33 protein-coding genes are annotated in these 19,760 nt (G+C 28.8%); 6 read left to right on the top strand and 27 right to left on the bottom strand.

The features are described from left to right. Window positions 1-71: 71 nt before the first annotated feature. The 22 genes from IF125_RS11625 to IF125_RS11520 all read right to left on the bottom strand — a co-directional run bounded on the left by IF125_RS11625 (window position 72) and on the right by IF125_RS11520 (window position 12,498). Complete coding sequence (locus IF125_RS11625; RefSeq protein ID WP_225542614.1) at window positions 72-338, bottom strand: hypothetical protein; 267 nt, start codon at window positions 336-338, stop codon at window positions 72-74. Next, entirely contained in the window at window positions 335-754 is a 420-nt protein-coding gene (locus tag IF125_RS11620; protein ID WP_225542613.1) for a hypothetical protein, read from the bottom strand. The genes IF125_RS11625 and IF125_RS11620 overlap by 4 nt, the downstream gene beginning before the upstream one ends. After that, window positions 754-1,089 (bottom strand): hypothetical protein, encoded by a 336-nt coding sequence (locus IF125_RS11615; protein ID WP_225542612.1) that lies wholly within the window; start codon window positions 1,087-1,089, stop codon window positions 754-756. Before IF125_RS11615 ends, IF125_RS11620 begins: the two co-directional genes overlap by 1 nt. Beyond that, on the bottom strand, window positions 1,086-1,742 hold the full coding sequence (locus IF125_RS11610) for an HNH endonuclease signature motif containing protein (RefSeq protein WP_225542611.1): 657 nt from the start codon (window positions 1,740-1,742) through the stop codon (window positions 1,086-1,088). The genes IF125_RS11615 and IF125_RS11610 overlap by 4 nt, the downstream gene beginning before the upstream one ends. A 12-nt stretch (window positions 1,743-1,754) precedes the next feature. Continuing rightward, entirely contained in the window at window positions 1,755-2,246 is a 492-nt protein-coding gene (locus IF125_RS11605; protein ID WP_225542610.1) for a hypothetical protein, read from the bottom strand. Window positions 2,247-2,436: 190 nt separating this feature from the next. Next, the gene (locus IF125_RS11600) at window positions 2,437-2,715 is read right to left on the bottom strand and encodes a hypothetical protein (RefSeq protein ID WP_225542609.1); all 279 of its coding nucleotides are present in this window, start codon (window positions 2,713-2,715) and stop codon (window positions 2,437-2,439) included. After that, complete coding sequence (locus IF125_RS11595) at window positions 2,705-3,460, bottom strand: hypothetical protein (RefSeq protein ID WP_225542608.1); 756 nt, start codon at window positions 3,458-3,460, stop codon at window positions 2,705-2,707. The genes IF125_RS11600 and IF125_RS11595 overlap by 11 nt, the downstream gene beginning before the upstream one ends. Further along, on the bottom strand, window positions 3,411-4,376 hold the full coding sequence (locus IF125_RS11590) for a Lin1244/Lin1753 domain-containing protein (protein WP_225542607.1): 966 nt from the start codon (window positions 4,374-4,376) through the stop codon (window positions 3,411-3,413). Before IF125_RS11590 ends, IF125_RS11595 begins: the two co-directional genes overlap by 50 nt. Window positions 4,377-4,380: 4 nt before the next feature. Continuing rightward, window positions 4,381-4,596 carry a hypothetical protein gene (locus tag IF125_RS11585; RefSeq protein ID WP_225542606.1) on the bottom strand — a complete coding sequence of 72 codons (216 nt, stop codon included), beginning with the start codon at window positions 4,594-4,596 and terminating at the stop codon, window positions 4,381-4,383. A gap of 117 nt (window positions 4,597-4,713) precedes the next feature. Further along, entirely contained in the window at window positions 4,714-5,127 is a 414-nt protein-coding gene (locus IF125_RS11580) for a hypothetical protein (protein ID WP_225542605.1), read from the bottom strand. After that, entirely contained in the window at window positions 5,127-6,149 is a 1,023-nt protein-coding gene (locus tag IF125_RS11575) for a nucleoid-associated protein (protein WP_225542604.1), read from the bottom strand. Before IF125_RS11575 ends, IF125_RS11580 begins: the two co-directional genes overlap by 1 nt. Before the next feature lie 14 nt (window positions 6,150-6,163). Beyond that, window positions 6,164-6,436: a hypothetical protein gene (locus IF125_RS11570; protein ID WP_225542603.1), complete on the bottom strand. Its 273-nt coding sequence runs from the start codon at window positions 6,434-6,436 to the stop codon at window positions 6,164-6,166. 9 nt (window positions 6,437-6,445) lie between these two features. Further along, the gene (locus IF125_RS11565) at window positions 6,446-6,877 is read right to left on the bottom strand and encodes a recombination protein NinB (protein ID WP_225542602.1); all 432 of its coding nucleotides are present in this window, start codon (window positions 6,875-6,877) and stop codon (window positions 6,446-6,448) included. Then, on the bottom strand, window positions 6,877-7,158 hold the full coding sequence (locus IF125_RS11560; RefSeq protein ID WP_225542601.1) for a hypothetical protein: 282 nt from the start codon (window positions 7,156-7,158) through the stop codon (window positions 6,877-6,879). The genes IF125_RS11565 and IF125_RS11560 overlap by 1 nt, the downstream gene beginning before the upstream one ends. A gap of 1 nt (window position 7,159) precedes the next feature. After that, complete coding sequence (locus IF125_RS11555) at window positions 7,160-7,897, bottom strand: MBL fold metallo-hydrolase (protein ID WP_225542600.1); 738 nt, start codon at window positions 7,895-7,897, stop codon at window positions 7,160-7,162. Further along, window positions 7,898-8,773, bottom strand: a complete 876-nt coding sequence (locus IF125_RS11550; protein ID WP_225542599.1) for a recombinase RecT — start codon at window positions 8,771-8,773, stop codon at window positions 7,898-7,900. A gap of 18 nt (window positions 8,774-8,791) precedes the next feature. After that, the gene (locus tag IF125_RS11545; RefSeq protein ID WP_225542598.1) at window positions 8,792-9,100 is read right to left on the bottom strand and encodes a hypothetical protein; all 309 of its coding nucleotides are present in this window, start codon (window positions 9,098-9,100) and stop codon (window positions 8,792-8,794) included. A 20-nt stretch (window positions 9,101-9,120) separates the two neighbouring features. Next, complete coding sequence (locus IF125_RS11540) at window positions 9,121-11,106, bottom strand: AAA family ATPase (RefSeq protein WP_225542597.1); 1,986 nt, start codon at window positions 11,104-11,106, stop codon at window positions 9,121-9,123. Window positions 11,107-11,125: 19 nt separating this feature from the next. Beyond that, complete coding sequence (locus IF125_RS11535) at window positions 11,126-11,560, bottom strand: hypothetical protein (protein ID WP_225542596.1); 435 nt, start codon at window positions 11,558-11,560, stop codon at window positions 11,126-11,128. Further along, window positions 11,557-11,928 (bottom strand): hypothetical protein, encoded by a 372-nt coding sequence (locus tag IF125_RS11530; protein WP_225542595.1) that lies wholly within the window; start codon window positions 11,926-11,928, stop codon window positions 11,557-11,559. Before IF125_RS11530 ends, IF125_RS11535 begins: the two co-directional genes overlap by 4 nt. After that, entirely contained in the window at window positions 11,928-12,248 is a 321-nt protein-coding gene (locus IF125_RS11525; protein ID WP_225542594.1) for a hypothetical protein, read from the bottom strand. Before IF125_RS11525 ends, IF125_RS11530 begins: the two co-directional genes overlap by 1 nt. A gap of 16 nt (window positions 12,249-12,264) precedes the next feature. After that, entirely contained in the window at window positions 12,265-12,498 is a 234-nt protein-coding gene (locus tag IF125_RS11520; protein WP_225542593.1) for a hypothetical protein, read from the bottom strand. 104 nt (window positions 12,499-12,602) lie between these two features. On the opposite strand from IF125_RS11520, the gene IF125_RS11515 reads away from it, so the two are divergent. Beyond that, the gene (locus IF125_RS11515) at window positions 12,603-12,842 is read left to right on the top strand and encodes a hypothetical protein (RefSeq protein WP_225542592.1); all 240 of its coding nucleotides are present in this window, start codon (window positions 12,603-12,605) and stop codon (window positions 12,840-12,842) included. Here IF125_RS11515 and IF125_RS11510 read toward each other — a convergent pair. The 3 genes from IF125_RS11510 to IF125_RS11500 all read right to left on the bottom strand — a co-directional run bounded on the left by IF125_RS11510 (window position 12,828) and on the right by IF125_RS11500 (window position 14,441). Further along, window positions 12,828-13,232, bottom strand: coding sequence for a hypothetical protein (locus IF125_RS11510; protein WP_225542591.1), 405 nt, complete (start codon window positions 13,230-13,232; stop codon window positions 12,828-12,830). The two genes, IF125_RS11515 and IF125_RS11510, sit on opposite strands and share 15 nt — an antisense overlap. A gap of 736 nt (window positions 13,233-13,968) precedes the next feature. Further along, a complete protein-coding gene (locus tag IF125_RS11505) occupies window positions 13,969-14,169 on the bottom strand; it encodes a LuxR C-terminal-related transcriptional regulator (RefSeq protein ID WP_225542590.1) in 201 nt (66 codons plus the stop codon). A gap of 29 nt (window positions 14,170-14,198) precedes the next feature. Further along, on the bottom strand, window positions 14,199-14,441 hold the full coding sequence (locus IF125_RS11500; RefSeq protein ID WP_225542589.1) for a hypothetical protein: 243 nt from the start codon (window positions 14,439-14,441) through the stop codon (window positions 14,199-14,201). 176 nt (window positions 14,442-14,617) lie between these two features. Here IF125_RS11500 and IF125_RS11495 point away from each other — a divergent pair, with 176 nt between their 5' ends. The 5 genes from IF125_RS11495 (at window position 14,618) to IF125_RS11475 (ending at window position 17,315) form a co-directional block, all read left to right on the top strand. Further along, window positions 14,618-15,277 (top strand): XRE family transcriptional regulator, encoded by a 660-nt coding sequence (locus tag IF125_RS11495; protein WP_225542588.1) that lies wholly within the window; start codon window positions 14,618-14,620, stop codon window positions 15,275-15,277. 4 nt (window positions 15,278-15,281) lie between these two features. Beyond that, window positions 15,282-15,788, top strand: a complete 507-nt coding sequence (locus tag IF125_RS11490) for a hypothetical protein (protein WP_225542587.1) — start codon at window positions 15,282-15,284, stop codon at window positions 15,786-15,788. A gap of 117 nt (window positions 15,789-15,905) precedes the next feature. Continuing rightward, on the top strand, window positions 15,906-16,451 hold the full coding sequence (locus IF125_RS11485; protein ID WP_225542586.1) for a hypothetical protein: 546 nt from the start codon (window positions 15,906-15,908) through the stop codon (window positions 16,449-16,451). Window positions 16,452-16,453: 2 nt separating this feature from the next. Continuing rightward, window positions 16,454-16,873, top strand: a complete 420-nt coding sequence (locus IF125_RS11480; protein WP_225542585.1) for a helix-turn-helix domain-containing protein — start codon at window positions 16,454-16,456, stop codon at window positions 16,871-16,873. 7 nt (window positions 16,874-16,880) lie between these two features. Next, the gene (locus IF125_RS11475; RefSeq protein ID WP_225542584.1) at window positions 16,881-17,315 is read left to right on the top strand and encodes a hypothetical protein; all 435 of its coding nucleotides are present in this window, start codon (window positions 16,881-16,883) and stop codon (window positions 17,313-17,315) included. Window positions 17,316-17,341: 26 nt separating this feature from the next. On the opposite strand, the gene IF125_RS11470 is transcribed toward IF125_RS11475, so the two are convergent. Both IF125_RS11470 and IF125_RS11465 read right to left on the bottom strand, forming a co-directional pair. Further along, entirely contained in the window at window positions 17,342-18,493 is a 1,152-nt protein-coding gene (locus IF125_RS11470) for a phage integrase SAM-like domain-containing protein (RefSeq protein WP_225542583.1), read from the bottom strand. Between the two features lie 280 nt (window positions 18,494-18,773). Further along, window positions 18,774-19,748, bottom strand: coding sequence for a deoxyhypusine synthase family protein (locus IF125_RS11465; RefSeq protein WP_171623594.1), 975 nt, complete (start codon window positions 19,746-19,748; stop codon window positions 18,774-18,776). Between the last annotated feature and the right edge of the window lie 12 nt (window positions 19,749-19,760).

Genomic DNA, 19,760 nt, shown 5'->3' with positions numbered 1-19,760 from the left:
TTATCTTCTTTTGTAAGTAACTTCCAATACTTAATCCACGCTTCCTTAATCTTTTCTTCTTTTGTCATAGTTTATTTATTTTCTTCGTGAATGTTTCCGATTATTTCTAAATTATTTAATCCTAAATAATTTACTAAATTGGTGTAACTACTACCATCCTTTTTATAAGAATTATCAATCGCCCAACATCCTTTTGAATTATCCCAGGCAACTACGCAATAATCCTCTGCAATCTCACCTAAGTCGTTAATCCAATCATCTCCAATCCCAACAACATTAAATACAAATCCATTTCTATCTTGAATTTTATTCCCAATTCTTAATTCGTTTGCATTCATACTACTTTCTCTAATTGATTATTAATGCGTTCTGTATTTTCGATTAAAAAGTTAACACAATGCTTTGTAGAATTAATTTTATCGTGTTTCATCAATTCCACAAATCCCATTAAATCAATATATTCATCTATGTTAAGAGTTGATAAAAGATTAACCAATCTTCTTGTTGATTCTTCGGCGTAAATGAATTGATTTTGATTTGCTTCGTAATGTTGATTATATACTTTTGACTGTAAATCTTCAATCATTGAAATATTTTGCTTTCCAATATTTTTAAAGCGTTGATTCCAAACTTCCTTGTTATCTGCTATTTCGTCAAACTTTTCAAGTATTACTTGATTGAGAATTGCTATTGTAGTAAGTTTTGTGTTTAAAACTTCTTGTTTTTGATATGGTTTTACGACTAATTTGCTCATTATATTTTTCTGTTTTTAAATTTTTGTTCGAATTCTTCCTTACCAATTCTTCCAATTGCAGATGCTAAATTGTCATACCCTAATGATACAGCGAAATCAGTTTTCTGCTCGTAAACATCTCTATATTCAATTTCTTTAGCAGTTTCAGAACCTAAGAGAAGTTGTGCCATATTTTGAGATTTTGCAGTTTTAGCAACATTCAAAAGCAACTTTGTATTATTCGTGATTGCATTAGCTACATTTACAATACTGTCAGCTTTTTTAGCGTCAATTTTGCCAGACTCAAGACCTTCTAAAGTCTCGTATAATTTTTGATTTAATTCTAAAATATTCATGATGTTTTTGTATTTATAATTTTTTTAATTTTCGATGTTAAGCGAATTGTCTTCTTAAATTCCTCTGGATAATTATGCAAAGCATTCCGCTTCATGTTATCAGATTTTAACATAACTGATAAGTTTTCAATATTGCAATTTGTTTTATCGCCATCTTTAAAAATTATCACCTCGTTAGATTTGATTTGTGGATTATATTTTTGCCATTCCCATCTATGTTTTAAAACATAATTTGATTTTGGATGGTTGTTTTCAAAAACTTTAATCTCTATATACCCATCTTTTGTAATTCTTTCAGAAAACAATGGTTTTACATTTTTAGGAATGTTGCCTTTTTTAAATCTCGTTTTTATGGATTTTTGAATGCATTCTTCCGACATAAAATCACTTTGTTTTAATCCTTTATTTTTAGGAATACTCCCTTTTTGGAATAAGAATTTTCTTCCTCCGTGATTTGGATCTAAAGTCCTTTCTCTTGAAATTTTTGAAATCCAAGCTTTATCTTTCTTTAAACCTAATCGATGTGCTGCATTTCTAATCGTATATAATTTCATTTGAAATCTATCAGCAATATCTTGAGTTAAATTATTTGGATACAATTCGATTAATTTATCTTCTAATTCCTTTGTCCAAATCTTATTTTTTCTGTCCATTACTTTAAAATTTTACAACCCTTTTTCAATCATTTCAGCTTGTCTTGCTCGTACTTTTCTTTGAAGTAATTTTGAATAATTACGAACTTCTGAAATAATCTCTTCGGATGTTTTACCTTGTTTTTTAACAATAAAATTCGTTTTGTACTTGTTACCTAAATTTTCGATATAACCTAATTTGTAGACGATATTTAGATAAGTTTTATAAAAAGAAAACAACTCCTCAACTTGATAAAGTTTACAATCTGGATTGATCTCGATATACTCAAAAATAGCATCAAGTTTTTTATGTAAATCAGGATCTTTTAATCTGTTTTTATTGACTGAATTAAACTTTAAATTCCTTTCATTTTCTTCCTTGAAAAGGATTTTATAAAATTCATCTCTTTTCCTTGCAAATTCTTTTACACCTAAAGAATTTATACATTCGGACCTGTTTTCAAATCCTAATCTTTTCGACATTTCGATTTGTGCTCGTTCTCTAAATTCTCCTGAATAGCTCATTCTTATAAGTTTAATTTTAATTGTAAATCATCACAGACTAATTGATTAGTTTTCACTCTAATTAAGTCAAGAAAAACATTATCAGTACACCAATGACCACATTCAAATAAGAACACTGAATTTCTGTTTTCTTTAAGCTTAAATTTTTGTTTTGAATTCGTGTATTGGTAATATTCTCCTATGTAAAAATTCATCTTATCTGCTTTTTTAAATTCAACAAAATGCAATACCACTTCACCCAATCTTCTTTGAGTTCACCCGTAGTAATGCTTCGAATATTATTTGGCTTTGTTAGGTAGGATTTAAACGATTTGAAGTAATGTTCAGAATCTTTTATAAATGTTCCAGATTCAAGTCTAAATCCTTGTTTTGGTCTTTTATTATAGAGAGTTTTAATGAGGGAAATTACTAATTCAATCAATTCCTCATTTGTTTTCGTGGTGAGATCTTCGATTTGTTCAAGTTCCATTTTGAATAATTGTTTTATTTAACCAATTACAAACTATTATATTACACACTCTTTGATGAGCCTTTACTTTAAGCGTTTCGTTAAATTCTCGAATGATTTTTTTTGCACTCAACGGATCTTTCTCTTCTGCTAATTTTAGCTCTTTTTCATTTTTCAATTTCATTTCTTCTTTTTCAAGGAGTGAATAATATTGTTTTTTGTTAGGTTTAAATCGATTTGGCACACTTTTAATCAAAAGATGAGCGTTTATATATCTGTAAGATTTACCTTCTCTTATTTCGCTTAAAATCGTTTCTCGATATTCTTCATCAATTTTTTTCTCATCGATGTTGTATTCGATTTGATGAGAAGCTGGTTTTCGAGATAGATTATGCTCCATTGCTTTTTTATGCTTCCACTTGCAGTATTTCTTAAGAATTTCAGCAACATATTCGGTCCCGTAAAATTGGTAATGCTGCGATTTTTCCTCAAAGTATCCAAAACGATCCATTTTCAAAGCAGAAACAATTTCTTCTGGAGTTAACATCCAAAACATTTTTAAAATCATTTCGGAAATATCATCAAGAACAAATTCTCCTGGTAAATTTTCATCTTTGATTCCCTTGAGAGTTGCGTCTTGGTAAACAGATGCTTCGATTATTGTTTTCGCGTCATTGATAGGGTATTCAGAAATTCGAGAAAGATCATAACTCCTCTTAAGTTCGTTGAGCGGACTGTAGCTCTCTTTCTTTTCTGCGACGTTCAAGGAATTCTCCTGCCTTGTCAACATTAACTCTTCCGGCTTTATTTGGACTTGGTGATTCTGATTTTCCATTTTTTGAAGATTTTGAATTAGATTCTTTTTGGTTTAACACCCATTGAGGATTAAAGTTTATCCACCCATTGAAGGCACAAGCGTAAACTCCTTCTTTGACTGAAATGTTATTTTTCTTGCATTCAAGGATGAATTTCTCAGCATAGTACCGAGTTGTAGATTTTCGTTCGTCGATTCGTTTTCTAAACCATTCAGACACGTCAGCATAATCAGCTCCGTTTTCAACTAAGAAATTTTTGACGCTTTCGAGTTCTTTTTCTTTTTTCGCGGAACTTTTTTCTTTTTCTTCTTGAAAGTTTTTAAAAGTTGAATTTTGGATCTCAGAATTTTCTTGCTCAAAATTTTCCTCGCGCGTGTTGGTTGGTTTTTCTAATAATACTTTAGTATTATTATTTACTTTACTTTCCTTTGTTGAATTTTCGGTCAACAAAACATGAACACTTGTTGAAGATTCATTCAACACTTGTTCAACACTTGTTGAATTTTGTTGAATTTTTCGTTTTTCAGCAGATTTTTTACCCGCCTCTCTTCTTTTTTCTCTGATAACTTCTAAAGGTTTCATTCTGTCTAAAAAAGATTTAGAAAAGAAAGATTTATTATCTTCAGTAAATTCAAATAAACCAAAATCTTCAACTATTGATTTTACTAAATCAGATCCAACTCTAAAATCGAACGCTAGAACATTGTAATCTTTTAATAGAATGTAGTCGGAGCTTTCAAGCATTTTCTCAAGAATCATAAAGTAAACAGCATACCCTTCTGCTTTATGTTTCATTCTAACGGCAATCATCTTATCGTCGTTACGAGCGCCACCATCGTGACTAAAATAAAATTTGTTTTTTGCCACAGATTTAATTTTGTTTAATCAGCTCTTTTAATTTCTCGCAAGCTCTGTTTTTGATTGTGATGCGTTCGTTGATGTTACAACCTGTAAATATTTCACCAAAACAATGATCTCCTGTTTTAGTTTGAACGATAATATTAAACTGCATAGGACTTTCGTAATGTTCAACTCTAAATCCTTTAGCTTGTATAGTTTGTTTTAATTGCTCGATATCTGTTACCATAGTAGTATGTATTTTATTAGTTTGAATAATAATGCTATAATTAGCAATGCGATAAGTGTTGAAGAAATAAGAAGCCAAAACAGCTTTTCATCTTCTTTTTCGTATTTGGTCATGGGGTTAAAATAAAGTTTGTTGAACTGAGGTCTCCTTTACAAGGAAATCATACACGTTTTTAAATTCTAGCTTTCGAATAAGATTTTCTCTAAGTAAATCTTTGAAAAAGTATTGTTTGTAATCGAGATAAGATTTGCTTTTAAGATTCTTATCCATCATTCCAGGATATGGAAAACCGTATTTTTCATACAAGAAATTAACATTCATTCCGTAGCTTAACTTGCCTGTTGGAAGTTCAGCTTCTACAATTTCAATAACTCTCTCTAAACCTCTTCCGTATTCGTTAGTGCTTGGATTTTCAAATTCAAAGCGTTCTTTAGTTTTAAATCCATCAGTACACCAATATTTCACTTCTCCATCAGTGTGGGTGAATTTCACAAAAGTTTGACCTTTGTAAATGATTTCTTCTTTTGTCATCACGCTTCCGAATTAAAATAAACCTTGTAGTAGAACATCTTCTTTTCATCATCAAAACCTCTTTCAAGATTATCAGCAGCGCATTCGGAATTCAATAAATCAATATAGATTTTTGCACCTGTATCAAGTTTTATTTCGGATTTAATTTTCTTTGATTGAGAGATTAACATTCCAGAATCAACTTCGAATTCTCGATCAACACTAATTTGATTTACGTTAAGGAATTGATTAAAATCATCTTTGTAATCTCCAAGCGTTTCATCAACGATTTCAATATTCATGAATTCGTTATTCGATAACTGTTCAATTGCATTTGAAAGAAATTCAGTTTGAATTTTCTTGTCTCCATGTTGTAAAACAACATCATTTGAAAAATCTGTAATTATTTCAATAAAATTCTTTGTTTGCAAAGCTGGATTTGTAACAGGTTTTACTTCTAAGAAATTCTTAGTCCAGAATTCAGATTCAACGTTATTGTCGTCAATTGTGTAAACTCGGAATCCTTCATCACGATAAACATCAAGAATTAATACTCCTTTATCTAATTTATCAAGCTTATAGCCTTTTAGAACGTTATAATCTATCGTTTCACGTTCATCAAATCGTAAGAATTTAGATTTGTTTTCGAGTTTGTAAATTCCGATTGCTTTGCAAGAAATCCCATCAAATTGAGCATTGTTTAATTGCACTGTGAAAACTTCACCACTTTTAATTTGTGGATGTAACGATTGATCGTAAAGCGCTTTTAATACTTCATTCGAAAAATCAATAAAATCAATTTCTTCATCGAATGCAGACTTACATAAGTTGTAAACTTTATTGAATTCAAGTTTATCTGTATAGTGACTGAATTGCTTTAATTCAAGGTTTTTTCTGAATGGTCCAAATAAGAAAGGTATTAATTGTTCTTCCTTTGATTCGTCAAATTCAGTTGTTTTTGAAGCGAAAATGTTAGCTTCTTCTCTTACTTTGTGTCCTACTTTTTGCAAGACTAAATGCTCTATATATGCGTTTTTTAACATGGATTTATTTAGATTTAAAATAATTTTAATTGATAATCGATAAGAGGTATTAAATTACTTTTGTGTTCGATTTGATGACACCTCTCACAATCAAAAGGCTCAACAAATACTTTAACATAGCCAGAACCGTCAGAAGAAAAACCTTCAACTATACATTCTTCTTCGGTATGTCTAATTCTATACCTCTCTCCTGGTTTTATTATTTGTTTATGAAATTCGTTATGTTCAACCCAATCTTTAAAGGGATGACAATAACAGCCGTATAAACCAATTACACCCTTATTCATAATTTGTTTTTAAATAATTTGATTGTTTTTTAACTCAATTTCGATTTGTAGTAGAAAGTCTTTTTCATCTGGACTTGGTAAGTAAATTCCAGCTTGTGAGCTTGAATAGTCTCTAAAATTCTCAATTGCTTGAGTCATTTCTAAAGTATCTAAATTCGCTGTACTCCTCCAACGTTGAATTGTTACTATTTCTCCAATCTCACCCTCGTAGAATAATGCAGGATTGACTATTTTCTTAAAAATTTCTTGTTTAACTTCTTCAAGAGTATAACCCGTTTCACTTGCAAAAAATCCTAAGATTAAATGTAAGTAACGATTTTGTCTAATAGTTCGGGTTGGTTTCTTTTCGACAATTTCAATGATTGCTTTATTGTCAAGTAGTTTTTTGATTCGGGTAATTGCTTTTTGTCTTTCAACAGGATTGGAAGTGTTGTAAAGCATTAAAAAGTAAATTCAGTTTTTAAAATTTCTTCAACTTGTTGGTTTTTATGCTTTAAAAAGTCAATTAATGATTTAATTTTATAATCTTTAAACCCTCGTTCAATTACATCCCCTTCCTCGTATTTGTGATAACATAATTCTTTTAATCCGTTGTAGAAAACATAATAAGTAACAGCTCTATTTATTGAAGGGAATTCAATTTCGTAACAGATTTTTATATCATTTTCTGGACTAAATTTATATTCTGTAAAACCTAAAGATTTTAAATATTCTAGATCCATTCTAAAAAGGATTTTTATTAAATTCTAAAATTTGATTGTTGTTTGCAACGTGGACGATTTTACCCGTTGCTTCTTCGATTACTTTTTTAAATTTTCGCTCATCAGAATTACTATCTGAAAAGTGAATAAGTACTATTTTCTGTACTTGTGAAAGGTCATTAGCTAATAATGTTTCTTTACAAGTATTAAGGCTCATATGTGATTTTAAGATTCGGTTCTTTAAAAATTCTCCTTGCCAAGTGTTACCTAACTTTTCTTTGATTATATCTTCGCAATAATTTGCTTCGATGATGATATTATTGAGATTAGGAAAAGTATAATCGATGTAAGTGGTATCAGTCACAAAAAGCACTCTGCCTGTTTCTTCATGGTCTATTAAAAAACCTAAAGGCTCGTTAACATCGTGGTGAACATTGAAAGGTAAAATCTTAAAATTTCCGATTTGAAAAGCTTGTTTTGATTTGATGATTTTAGCGTTGTGGTGGTTGATGTTTAAACTTTGGAAAGTTCCTTGACTACTATAACATTCAATTCCATTATCTAAAGCTTGTTTCAATCCTTTGGCGTGGTCTAAATGACAATGAGAAATTATAGCTCCTGAAATTTTACTTAAATCAAAGTTCAAAGCTTCTTTAATCTTGGAAAAATTAAGCCCCAATTCTATGATTAGGGCTTCTTTTTCATTTTCTAGGATGTAGCAATTGCCTTGACTACCCGTTCCAATTATTTTGAGTTGCATTTATGCAAAAGGTGCTTCATTTGGAAATTGCATTTCGTTTGCAGTTTCATTAATAATTTCACTATTTGAAACATCAACTACTTCCTCAACAACTTGTGCTTCTTCAAAATCTAAAGGTTGAGAATTGGCATTTTGTTTGATTTCGTGTTGCACTTCTGCTTCAACTTTATTAGGTAAATCTCTTTCTTCTAAAGGATCATAAAGAATTGAATCATCTGAAGATGAGATTACTAATTTACAAGCTCGATTGATAACTGTTTTAATAGCCATTTGATCGGGAAAGTTTTTATGTGCTGGTGAATTCCCTTTGCTACCACCTTGTCCCCAAGACGCTTTAATTTGATTAATATTCATTATCTCAACATCAAAAGTTCCGTCGTTGAATTCCGAAATCGCATAAGCTCCAATAACTTCTCCGCTACCTAAAGAATCTAATGTTTGAGAGTGTTTTGTAACTCTTTTTCTTCCTGTATTTCCGTCAACTTCAAATTGAAATTCATCACCTTTGAAAATTGCTTGACCTTTAATATTCTTTAATCCTCCGTAACGTTTGGCTGTTGCAATATTTCCAGCATAAGAAATAGAGCATTCTAATTTGTCGCCGTAAGGAATGAAATAACATTGCTTTTTAATTGGTGAAACTCCGTGAACTACCATTTTTAATAACGCTTCTGCGATTGAAGATTTATCGCATTTTGTTAAAAGATTATTTTTCGGATCGTTTAAAACGATATACGCAGATTTTAATGCGTTATCTACTGAATAATCTTTCGGTAAAGTCAATTGACCTGCTTCTTGAAAATCATTGATTTTATCTAAAACTTGCGCTGAAATATCTTTTTTTACTTGCGCTACTTGTTGTGTATTTTCTGACATTTTATTTTTTTTTTGGGGTTAGTCTTTAATAAATCTAAAATCTTCACCTGTTGATTTATGTCCTTCTAAAACTTGAGACGATGTAGATGTTGTAATTACAGTAGTGTGTGGATGATGATTTTCTGCTAAGTATTTCATCATTACATGTGATGAGTCTTCAAAAGATTTAATTTCTTCAAACCAATACTTTACTTTAGGAAAATCATGTGTTTCAGAATTATAAAAAGATTTAGTAGTTAAGTCGTATTTTAATAATCCTAAATCAGTAAAATACTCTTTAGTTTCATTAGGTTCTACTTCGTTAAAATTGTTTTTTTTGTAATACATTTTAATAGGAGTTTAAGGGTTTAATTAAATTTTAAAGTTTCTTGATTTGGATCTACAATCAAACTGATAATTTGACTTTCAGTAGGAATTAACTGAGTAACACTTTCGCGGTTATCAATAAAAATCGGAGCGTTGATTTCATTCACTTTACAAAGAGTATTGATAATATCTAATCCAGCATTGATTCTTCCTGCTGTATTTACTGAACCAAAAGGAACTCCGTTTACTAACGTAATACACGTTGGATTTAAACCTCCATTAACTTGCTCTTCGAATAATTTGAAAGTAACATATTCAAATTTTTCATTAACTGATTTTTCAAGGCTTTCAGTTTTGATTTTCTTGAATCGCTCAATAACGAATTGTTCTTTTTCAAGATTAGCGATAATCTGAGAAAGTTCTTTTTCTCGATTAGCTAATTCTTTGATTCGATTATCAATAGATTCATTAACCGAACTCTTTCCTTTAAGTTCGATTAACTGCTTAATTTCCGTTTGCAAAGTTTGTTTTTGCAGTTTTAATTCGGAATTATCAGCTTGTTTTACTTCCTTAATTTTAGATTGAAGAGTTGCAATTTCAATACTTAATTTTGACAATTGCGCATCATCGTTGATTAAAGTTTGATAAACTTCTTCTTCGTTTTTAGGAGATTGAAGGTTTGACGTTTCGGTTTGGATTTGAGAATTTAAAGCATCAATTTCAGATTGATATTTATCAACTTCTTTTTTTGCTGTAAGAATTTCAGATTTGCATTTTTCAATTGGAGATTTATATTGCTCAATTTTAGATTTAATAGAATTTCCTTGTTCGATTATCTTTGATAATTTTTGATTCTTTTCTAAGTTAAACTCTTTCTCTGGTTCGTCATTATAGACAAATTTTGTCTGACAATTAGGACAAGTACAAGAATATTTTTCAGCATCAAAAACTTTAGTATTCTCAAGATTATACTTTGCAACTAAATCGGCTCTGTCTGACTCTAATTCTTTTACTTTATCATTGTAATCATTCAATTTCTTGGTTAAAGTTGAATGAGTTTCATTTGAGTTTTGAAGTGTTGTTTCTATGTTCTTTAACTTCGATTTTAAAGCGTCAACACTTGAGGTATCAACATAACACTCTTGTTTAGCTTTGCTTCTTAAACCAATCTCAATCTCAGATTTTCGAGAGTTAAGTTTTTGAATTTCCTGCTGCACTTTAGTGTTGGAATCAACAATTTTTTGAATTGATTCAGGAATATTTTCAAGCTCTGAATCTATTTCAGATATTTTAGTTTCTTTCTCCTGGATATCAGAATCAATTTTATCAATCTCATCAATTTTGGAGTTTTTTAGTTCGTCTATACGTGCTGGTGTATCTTCTTTTTCTTGTTTAGACTTTTTGATGGAAGCTTTTAACTGAGTATCATATTCATCTAAAGTTTTGTTTGTTAACTTTAACGATAACTCTTTAAAATCTGCATCAGAATTAAATAATTCCTCATCCGAAACTTCACCAGCAATCGAAACTAAAACTTCGCGTTTCTTCTTCCAGTCTAACGCTTCAAAAGCGCTTGGATTAGTAATCAATTTAAATAAACTTTCCTCAGAAATCTCAGCGACTTTTGCACTAAATTCTTTTAAGGAAACAGGAACTTGATTAAAGATTAATTCAGTTTCGTGACCTTTGAAAGTCTTTTCTTCTGTTCCTTTTACCTTTTGCCACTTCTCTTTATAAATTCTTGATAAAGTAACTTCTTCATTATTGATTAATAAAGTAGCGTGAACCTCTACATTAATTTGCTTTTGAACTTGATTATTTTCATCAAGTGGTTTAATTTCGTAATCCTTACGATCGTTGGCATCTTTACCAAAAAGCAACCACAAAAAAGCGTCAAATAAAGTTGATTTTCCTGCTCCATTTTTACCATGGATAAAGTTCTCTTTTTCGTTAAAATCGTCAAATTTGGCATGACGGAATGATTTGAAGTTCTTCAACTCCAGCGATTTTAATACAATATTTTTCATGTAAATGTTTGGGTGTTTGTTAGATGTGTGAAAGTTTTAATTCGCGTTTTAAAGAATTTCTAACCGAATCTTTAACGCTTAATCTGCGAACAGGTTTGTTTTGTAGTTTTGCTTTTTCTAAGACTTTTTGAGCAATTGTTTTATGCTCGTTTGCTTCTGAATAAGTAAGAAAAGTATTTTCTTTTTGAATTTCCTTTTCTTGTTGCTTTTTAAGGTTAGGTTTTGTATTTGGTCGACCAGCTCCAGCTTTATTTTTAGGCTTTGAAAGCGGTTGAACAGGAATTTTGAAATCAGCAACAATTGCAAAATAATAATCTTTGAAAGGTGTTTTCTTTTCTAAGCGAATCATTAAAGATTTGTATGTAATACCAAATCTTCTTTTTAATTCAGCTTTATTTTCTGTTTCAAAAACAAGCTTATTATTTGTATCGAAAACGTAAATCATTTCATTCATAATGAATAAGTTTTAATCGTTTGCATTTCAATATATTTTCTTGGCATAACAGCTTTTGCAATTTGAAGAATTTTAGCTGTTGTAAAATCATTGAATTGATATTCGATGTTATAATCATACAATTCTATACTATGAAGCGATTCTAACTCGGTATAACGATAATTAGGAAAACGTTCATCAATTGCATTCTCGTTGAAATTGAAATTTAATCCTAATATTAAATCATAAGCTTTATATTTCGGATCATTGCATTTCAATTCAAAAGTTAATTTCATTTCGCCATCAACGTTTCTAAAACAATCTGGCTTCATTTGCATAAAATCAAATTCGATTTCCGCAAGTTGTGGTATGTAGATTTTTCTTTTCATTAAAAAACAATTTTAATTACGAAAAAACCAACTATCATAAGTGCTGCAAGACAAATAAATGTATTTGCATCTTCTTGCAATTTTTCTTTTGTCATTACAAAATCCTCTTCATATAATTCAATCGCTTCATCAATAAAGCCATCGTTATACATACACATAAGAACATCGTCTTTAGTAGATTGCTCTTTGTTTACTTTGTAAATACTTCTGTAAATTGATAACAACCAATTTTTACGAGATTCTTCTTTTTTCTCAACTACTTTTTTTCGTTGAAAAAAACTTTGTAGTTTTGCTACATAATGTTCGAGATTCTTTTTCATACATTATAACTTTTGATTAAGCTTCAGTTGCAGCTGGAGCTTTTTTTGTTTTTCTTATTTTTGGATAACCGCGCTCAGAAAGCATTTGATGCACATCAGCTGTTTTATAAGTACATCGATTACCTCTTTTGATTATTTTTACTTTACTTTCAGAAACATATTTATTAAATGTTTCGAAAGCAATTCCGTACACTTCTATAATTTCCATTATAGGAGCATATTCTTTTGATATAAGTTGCTGTACACTCATTTAGATTTGTTTTTTGATTAGTTCCTGTCAACGGCTCGAACGTTGAAGCTTGCCAATCAGGAATTTGTATATATTTGTAGCGTCAACAATAAAATATATACGTTATGGATTTTGAAAAAGAGTTATTAAGTTTTATTCATGCAGAGAATAAAGAAAAAAGTCCTTTAGAGTCGTCTTTATCTGATTTAGCAACAAAATTCAATAAATCAATAAATGAAATTGATTCAGCTTTAAGAAAATTCAAAGCTTTTAAATATTGCTCTACTATGTTTGAAGAAGGTACTGGAAAAGTTATTATACTTCCACTTCAAAGAGATGGTTTGAAAAAATTAGGACTTATTTAATTCATTTTGAATATCAGAAACTTCAGATAGTAATAGATTAATAGCTTCTCTATCTGAAGTTTCAAATTTACCATCAAAAAACAGCCAATAAACTTTAAAAAATAAACAATCATCAATATTGTGTAGTTTTTTCAAGTCAATCATTTCATCATAATACACCCTATTTGCGTAAATAACGCTTGTTTTAACAAAGCCAAGGCTAAATTCTACTTCTATATCAAAAGACTCCGTATAATAAATATTTAAATAATTATACAATAATGTTAAGGGTGAATTTATAGCTCTTGAATTATTAAAGTGATGTATTTCTGAATAAATTAAAACATGTTCTTTTTTAGCGCAAATCTCATTTGTGATTGCATTTGATTTAATATTTACAATTCTTTTCATAGTTAATTAATTTGTTTTAAAATACACCTTACCAAATGGCTAAATTAAAATTTGTAAAAAAAAATTTATAAAAGTGGTAAAAAAAATTGACTAACAACATTACTATAATTAAAGTTAAAATAGTCATAGATGATATAACAATGGTTTTTGTCATCAAATCTATCCAACGATCATAAAACGGCTCCTTTCTCATAATTAATGTTATTTATAGTTCCCTTATCAAGTTTCGAACTTGTTTAACTTCCAAATAAGAATAAGGGATTATAACAGGTATTAAATACCGCGCCTTATCGCGGTTTGATAAATCGTAATAATTCTGATGCTTCAAAGGTTATCCCCTCGCTCTTAGCTGTTTCTTTAGTAATTCATACAATTACAGCTCGCAGACTCACCTAACATGATATAGTTAGCAATGACTATTATATTTATCCCAATGATGTCAAAGAACAACTCAAAAAAAATGTGTTGTTGAAGTTTCTTTTACCCGATTTCATCTTAAGATTGTACTGTACTTTCTTTTTTTCTTTTCCCGCTAAGAGAAGGATATGCGTCTTATTGCGTGCGCTTACAGAACAAATTAATGCGCTGTAAGAACTTGCTGACAATCCCGCCAATAGAAGGATAAAAAAGATGTAACTCTTTTATCTAATTTGATTATTCTCGATTTAAATGAACGCTTCGTTTATATTTTAAAGTCCGTAGACTAAGATCTTCTTATGCTAAGAATATTGCTGATTTAGACTTGAACAAGAATTTGATAATAATAAGCTGCTAAAGCGTTTAATCGTCTTGCTATTCCTGTCTTATCGTAAATCACTTGGATTTGCTTTGTGATTGTGTGTTCGCTCCTGCAAACTTTATCTGCAATCTCTTTAATTGAGCTACCGCTCGCTATCATTTGAGTGATTAACTGCTCTCTTTCGGTGAATTTCTCCATTCGGGTATTCGGGTATTTAGGGTTAGTATTTATTTCGGATCTGACCAGATATTCTGAGTCACTCCGTGTTTTTTGAAAATTCTTTCGATAGTAGACATTTCAGATAAATTCAATGAGCGATCTCCTCTTTCTTTTTGGTAATAAGAAACATCACTGTTAAGAGCAAGGAACATCTTTACCTCTTTCTTAAAGGGTTGAAAAGAACTTCGCTTTAATTGAGCTACTCCGTTTTTAAAACTTTTCTTATATCTAACATTCTTTTTTGCTTCCATAACCTTCGGTATATCTGATTTTGGTATATTTTTACTACTTTTACTTCTGTTTAACTGTTTACTTTTGTAATCAGTTGTATTTTGTTTTACAAATATATGTAATTATAACATACTTACAACATATTTATGTGTTAAATATACATATTTTTATTAATTAATGTTTTATCTCATTGATAATGAATATTATAGAATTAAAAAATATTAGAAAAAAATTAAAGATTTCGCGTGAAGATATGGCAAATGAGTTGTCAATTTCTTTAGAAACTCTTAATAATTGGGAATATCGAACTAAAGAAATACCAGAAGATAAAATAAACTCAATAAAATATGTCTATAAAACATATTTTGATTGTGGTTCAAATGATGAATATGTTGAAGTAGAAACAGAAGAAGTTGAAAGTTTACCTATAAAGAAAATTCCTTTTTATGATGTAGATTTCTATTCTGGGTTTACTAAGATTTTCAACGATCAAACAGTTGCTCCTTCTTATTATTTTTACTTACCTGAATTTCATAACGCACAATTTGCAATTAAAAATTCTGGAAAATCGATGTCTAAAGAATTAGGAAACGATGATATATTAGGATTAAGAGAGGTTCCAGAATGGCAAACATATTTTCCACAAGGTGAAATATATGCAGTTGTAACTACAAATGACTTAAGAACAATAAAAAAAGTAAGGAGAGATAAGGATAATAAATATCTTGTTTTAATTCCAAAACCTTTAGATGAAGATAAATTTGATTACCCTGAATATGAAGAAGTACCAATTTCAATGGTAACTGCTTTGTTTCAAGTTGTAGCGTCAACTCATAGTAAGAAATTAGCTTTATAATCTTATGAAAAATATAGTTTACCTTCTTATTATTAGTGTTCTTTTCTCTTGTTCAGAATCGAAATTAAATAAAGATATTCAAGAATTATTACCGCAAATAAATAAAATTGACAGTTTAAATACTGAATTAGCGTCAATGAATTTCACTATTGGTGAAGAAGCATATAAATCTAATAAATATGCTTTATGTAATTCACCTAAATTTGAAGATTGTTACGTTAGTGATTACAAAAAAGCAATTGAAAGATTGTATTTTGAAGCTGTTTATAAAAGGAAAAAAGATAGTGTAAATTTATTATTACATGAGTTTAATTATCAATTTGAATATTTAAGTAAACCTAAAAAAGGTGAAGAAATTAAAAACGAAAATATAATTAATCTTTATTATTTAATAAATGAATTTATTACTGAAACAAACAATCCAACAGCAGATGAGTTTTTAGATTACAAGTCTAAAATCAATTATTTAAAACAAAATATTAATACATTAAAAGCTGATTTGAAAAATTAGCTATATAATTACGTTTTCCCGTAATTTTATTTTAAAACTAAGAATTATCTTTATATAGAAAATATTACTATATTAACGTTAATATAAATACAAAAAATAAACCTGTAGGTTGATAAAATGGAAATAACACCTATATTTACAGAAAAATTAGCTTCTTTTAAATATGATGATTTATATAAATCTGAATATCATAAAAGAATGGACAACTGGAATGATTTTGATTACATTTATGATAAAGCTTTAAATAATAATATTACAGTTGACTCAATTGATCAATTTGTTGATGAAATTTTTATTGACAGAGAATTTATAAGAGGTGAGATAAAAAGAGGTTGTGATGATAATTGTTTATTTGATTTATTTACTTCAATTCATAATAATCCTGTAAATTTAATTAAATATGAAGAGTCAAAAGCAAAATTTTTTATAGATTCATATAATAAATACAAAAACAACATAAGATTGTCAAAATTAAGATTATATGCATTAAGAATCACCAACAAATGCTTTATTATAACAGGAGGAGCTATAAAATTTAGTCAAGCTATGCAAGGTCATCCAGATACTCAAAAAGAGTTAGATAATCTAAAATTATGTAGAGATTTTTTATTAGAAGAATCTTTTTGTGATGAAGACATTATTGATAACATATTTTACAATTAGACATGAGTAAAAAAATATTGAAACAATATTATTATCAAGAAGAAGATTTTGATTACAATATAAATATAAAACATGCAGTAAAAAAAATTGCATTTAAAATTCAATTTACATTAAAAAGTAAAAAATTATCACAGTCAGATTTAGCTGATTTGTTAAACGTATCACCTCAAAATATCAGTAAATTATTAAAAGGTGAAGATTATAAAGTTTCAACTTTAGTGAAAATTGAAGAAGTTTTAGATATCAGATTAATTGATAGAGATATTAAAAGCAATATCATATTTGAAAAATATTTCACTGCTAAAGAAGAAGAGATTTACAAAATTTATACAAAAATTAATAACAACATTAAAATTTCAGGTAGTTTTGAAAAAGAAGTCAACTATAATAAAGTTTTCAAAATACATGAAATTATAAAATAATATAAAAATGGATTTTTCAATTATAAGCGGGAATATAGAAGAGTTCGCAACTTTTGATAATGAAAACATTAAAAAGGAAGAAGAATTAGAGATGTCTAATGGAGTAAGTATTAAAGTAAACTTTAAAGAGGAAATAATAGCTATTATATATAATCTAATTTTTAATTTAAAAAACGATCCAATTATTAAGTTGAAAACTAGACATGAATTTCAATTTTCAAAAGAACTTTGGAGTACTTTTTATCAAGATGAAAAATTTATTATAAAAAAAGAAATATTAAATCAAATTGGAGATATTTCTATTGGTTCTTCAAGAGGTATGTTGATCACTAAATTAAACAACACAAAATATCAAGAGATTATAATACCTTACATTGAAATTAATAATATTATTGATCAAGAAATTAATGCTAACTTAAGTGATATAAAAGATTTTATTTAAAAGGATTCAATTTGAATCCTTTTTTTTTATTCCCCAAAAACAGCTTCAATAACTTTCAAATGTTCAGCGTCTTTTATATCATTAAAAGTTCCTCCATAATATCCGTGCGAAATTGATGATTGTGTATGGCCTTGAATTTCTTCAATAATATCACGATTAATCAATAAGTTTCCTGCAATTGTATTAAAAGTATATCGAGCACGTTTGGAAAGTAATTTATCAGTTAATTGCAAATGATTTTGAATACTTTTCAAATTATTATTATAACTTATATTAAAACATAAATATTCGTGATTTTTCGTTTCATAATCAGGTAAAGGTATAAACGAAAATACTCTTTCATTTTCCTTTGTTCCGTATTTTTCTATAACATTTAAAGCGATTGGAAATAATTTATTATTAACTAAAACGCCTCCGTTGTTATGTGATCTATTTTTGTGTCTTTTGAAAATTATACGATCGTCTTTTATGTTTGACCATTTTAAATTTGCTAAATCCACAAGATCATGACCTCCAATTGCAAATTGAAATAAAAACAAATCAACAGCCCTTTGTTTTATTTGTGGTAATATTTTTATTTCATTGAAAATATCTAAATTCAACACTTTCTTCAAGCTTTCCAAACTAATAGTTTTATCATCTTTCTCAACCGTGTTAATTTTTTTTAAATCAGAAAATGGATTTTTTAATTTAATATTTAAATTTTCTCTTTTTTGAGCTTCTCTAAAAATGTTATTGAATTTTTTAATATATGATTTAGATGAATTTAAAGAAATTTCGTTTGTTAAATGAACTTGAAAATCGTTTAGCAATTCATATGTTAAATCATTTATAGCGATATCTTCACGCGGATGTATAAATAATTTAAAACGGTTTAAAACCGCTTCATGAAGCCTAATCATTTCCTTGCGCTGTCTTTTTTCATTCAAATATTTCTCGGTAAACTCAAATAACATGGTAGGATTTAATTGTGACTTTAACTTAGATAATTCAGCTTCTAATTCTAAAATTCGCTTTTCAATATCATTCAAAGGAATTCCGTTTTGAAAAATATTCAAAGATTCAGTTAAACTCATATTTCTGGAATTAACAAATTCTAATTCCTTTATAAGTTCGAATTCTCTTTGCTTAATCAAATTATCAGATTTTAATGATTCTTCGTTTTGATATAATTTCAAACTAACATAATCATGTTTTTTTATAAGAGTGTCGTAAACACGAATTTTAACAGGAAAACCCTTTTTTGTTTTTCTTCTCGTGTCAAGTATTATTTCTGCGGTAATCATAAAAATATCAAGGATTGAAAATTTCAATAAATTTGCAATAAATCTTCGAATAATTACTAATTAATTCTAATATTTTCTAATTAATTCTAATTTTAAGAAATGAAAAAACCGCTCTACATCTGCATAATTAGATGTCAGAGCGGCTGTTTATGATATATCTAAAATATACAGCTTAATTTCCTAAAATATAATTAAAAATCAACGGTGCAACGATTGTCGCATCAGATTCGATCATATATTTTGGTGTATCAACATCTAATTTACCCCATGTAATTTTTTCGTTAGGAACTGCTCCTGAATAAGAACCGTAAGATGTTGTAGAATCAGAAATCTGACAGAAATATGCCCAGAACGGAACATCAGTCCATTCTAAATCTTGGTACATCATTGGAACTACACAAATAGGGAAATCTCCTGAGATACCACCCGCAATTTGGAAGAACCCTACTCCTTTTCCATCAGAATTTGCACGGTACCATTCTGTTAAATAAATCATGTATTCGATACCAGATTTTACTGTATGTACGTTCAAATTTCCTTTAATTACGTTTGACGTAAAGATATTTCCACAAGTCGAATCCTCCCATCCTGGAACAACGATTGGTAAGTTTTTCTCAGCCGCAGCAACAATCCAAGAATCTTTAGGATCAATTTCATAGTATTGCTCTAAAACACCTGAGTTAACTACTTGATATAAAAATTCGTGTGGAAAATAACGTTCACCTTTTGCTTCAGCAGCATGCCAAACATCTTCTAAATGTTTTTGTAAACGACGGAATGCTTCTTCTTCAGGAATACATGTATCTGTTACACGGTTATAATGATTATCTAATAATTCTCTTTCTTGTTCTGGAGTTAAATCTCTATAATTTGGCACTCTTTTGTAATGAGAGTGAGCCACTAAGTTCATCACATCCTCTTCTAAGTTAGCTCCTGTACAAGATATAAATTGAACTTTATCTTGACGAATCATTTCAGCTAATGAAATTCCTAATTCAGCAGTACTCATTGCACCTCCCATAGAAATTAACATTTTTCCCCCATCTTCTAAATGCGCTTCATATCCTTTAGCTGCATCTACTAATGCAGCTGCATTAAAGTGTCTATAGTTGTGCTCTATAAACTGACTGATTGGTCCTTTACTCATTTTATTTGTTTT

It is taken from the genome of Empedobacter stercoris (genome assembly GCF_020281205.1).
In the GTDB taxonomy this organism is placed as follows: Bacteria; Bacteroidota; Bacteroidia; order Flavobacteriales; family Weeksellaceae; genus Empedobacter; species Empedobacter stercoris.
The sequence above is the reverse complement of the archived record's forward strand: the minus strand, read 5'-3'. Positions and strand labels throughout refer to the sequence as shown.

Coding starts and splice junctions, on each gene's coding strand:
- IF125_RS11625 (WP_225542614.1), bottom strand. CDS start 338: ATGAATGCAAACGAATTAAGAATTGGGAATAAAATTCAAGATAGAAAT.
- IF125_RS11620 (WP_225542613.1), bottom strand. CDS start 754: ATGAGCAAATTAGTCGTAAAACCATATCAAAAACAAGAAGTTTTAAAC.
- IF125_RS11615 (WP_225542612.1), bottom strand. CDS start 1,089: ATGAATATTTTAGAATTAAATCAAAAATTATACGAGACTTTAGAAGGT.
- IF125_RS11610 (WP_225542611.1), bottom strand. CDS start 1,742: ATGGACAGAAAAAATAAGATTTGGACAAAGGAATTAGAAGATAAATTA.
- IF125_RS11605 (WP_225542610.1), bottom strand. CDS start 2,246: ATGAGCTATTCAGGAGAATTTAGAGAACGAGCACAAATCGAAATGTCG.
- IF125_RS11600 (WP_225542609.1), bottom strand. CDS start 2,715: ATGGAACTTGAACAAATCGAAGATCTCACCACGAAAACAAATGAGGAA.
- IF125_RS11585 (WP_225542606.1), bottom strand. CDS start 4,596: ATGGTAACAGATATCGAGCAATTAAAACAAACTATACAAGCTAAAGGA.
- IF125_RS11580 (WP_225542605.1), bottom strand. CDS start 5,127: ATGACAAAAGAAGAAATCATTTACAAAGGTCAAACTTTTGTGAAATTC.
- IF125_RS11575 (WP_225542604.1), bottom strand. CDS start 6,149: ATGTTAAAAAACGCATATATAGAGCATTTAGTCTTGCAAAAAGTAGGA.
- IF125_RS11570 (WP_225542603.1), bottom strand. CDS start 6,436: ATGAATAAGGGTGTAATTGGTTTATACGGCTGTTATTGTCATCCCTTT.
- IF125_RS11565 (WP_225542602.1), bottom strand. CDS start 6,877: ATGCTTTACAACACTTCCAATCCTGTTGAAAGACAAAAAGCAATTACC.
- IF125_RS11560 (WP_225542601.1), bottom strand. CDS start 7,158: ATGGATCTAGAATATTTAAAATCTTTAGGTTTTACAGAATATAAATTT.
- IF125_RS11555 (WP_225542600.1), bottom strand. CDS start 7,897: ATGCAACTCAAAATAATTGGAACGGGTAGTCAAGGCAATTGCTACATC.
- IF125_RS11550 (WP_225542599.1), bottom strand. CDS start 8,773: ATGTCAGAAAATACACAACAAGTAGCGCAAGTAAAAAAAGATATTTCA.
- IF125_RS11545 (WP_225542598.1), bottom strand. CDS start 9,100: ATGTATTACAAAAAAAACAATTTTAACGAAGTAGAACCTAATGAAACT.
- IF125_RS11540 (WP_225542597.1), bottom strand. CDS start 11,106: ATGAAAAATATTGTATTAAAATCGCTGGAGTTGAAGAACTTCAAATCA.
- IF125_RS11535 (WP_225542596.1), bottom strand. CDS start 11,560: ATGAATGAAATGATTTACGTTTTCGATACAAATAATAAGCTTGTTTTT.
- IF125_RS11530 (WP_225542595.1), bottom strand. CDS start 11,928: ATGAAAAGAAAAATCTACATACCACAACTTGCGGAAATCGAATTTGAT.
- IF125_RS11525 (WP_225542594.1), bottom strand. CDS start 12,248: ATGAAAAAGAATCTCGAACATTATGTAGCAAAACTACAAAGTTTTTTT.
- IF125_RS11520 (WP_225542593.1), bottom strand. CDS start 12,498: ATGAGTGTACAGCAACTTATATCAAAAGAATATGCTCCTATAATGGAA.
- IF125_RS11515 (WP_225542592.1), top strand. CDS start 12,603: ATGGATTTTGAAAAAGAGTTATTAAGTTTTATTCATGCAGAGAATAAA.
- IF125_RS11510 (WP_225542591.1), bottom strand. CDS start 13,232: ATGAAAAGAATTGTAAATATTAAATCAAATGCAATCACAAATGAGATT.
- IF125_RS11505 (WP_225542590.1), bottom strand. CDS start 14,169: ATGGAGAAATTCACCGAAAGAGAGCAGTTAATCACTCAAATGATAGCG.
- IF125_RS11500 (WP_225542589.1), bottom strand. CDS start 14,441: ATGGAAGCAAAAAAGAATGTTAGATATAAGAAAAGTTTTAAAAACGGA.
- IF125_RS11495 (WP_225542588.1), top strand. CDS start 14,618: ATGAATATTATAGAATTAAAAAATATTAGAAAAAAATTAAAGATTTCG.
- IF125_RS11490 (WP_225542587.1), top strand. CDS start 15,282: ATGAAAAATATAGTTTACCTTCTTATTATTAGTGTTCTTTTCTCTTGT.
- IF125_RS11485 (WP_225542586.1), top strand. CDS start 15,906: ATGGAAATAACACCTATATTTACAGAAAAATTAGCTTCTTTTAAATAT.
- IF125_RS11480 (WP_225542585.1), top strand. CDS start 16,454: ATGAGTAAAAAAATATTGAAACAATATTATTATCAAGAAGAAGATTTT.
- IF125_RS11475 (WP_225542584.1), top strand. CDS start 16,881: ATGGATTTTTCAATTATAAGCGGGAATATAGAAGAGTTCGCAACTTTT.
- IF125_RS11465 (WP_171623594.1), bottom strand. CDS start 19,748: ATGAGTAAAGGACCAATCAGTCAGTTTATAGAGCACAACTATAGACAC.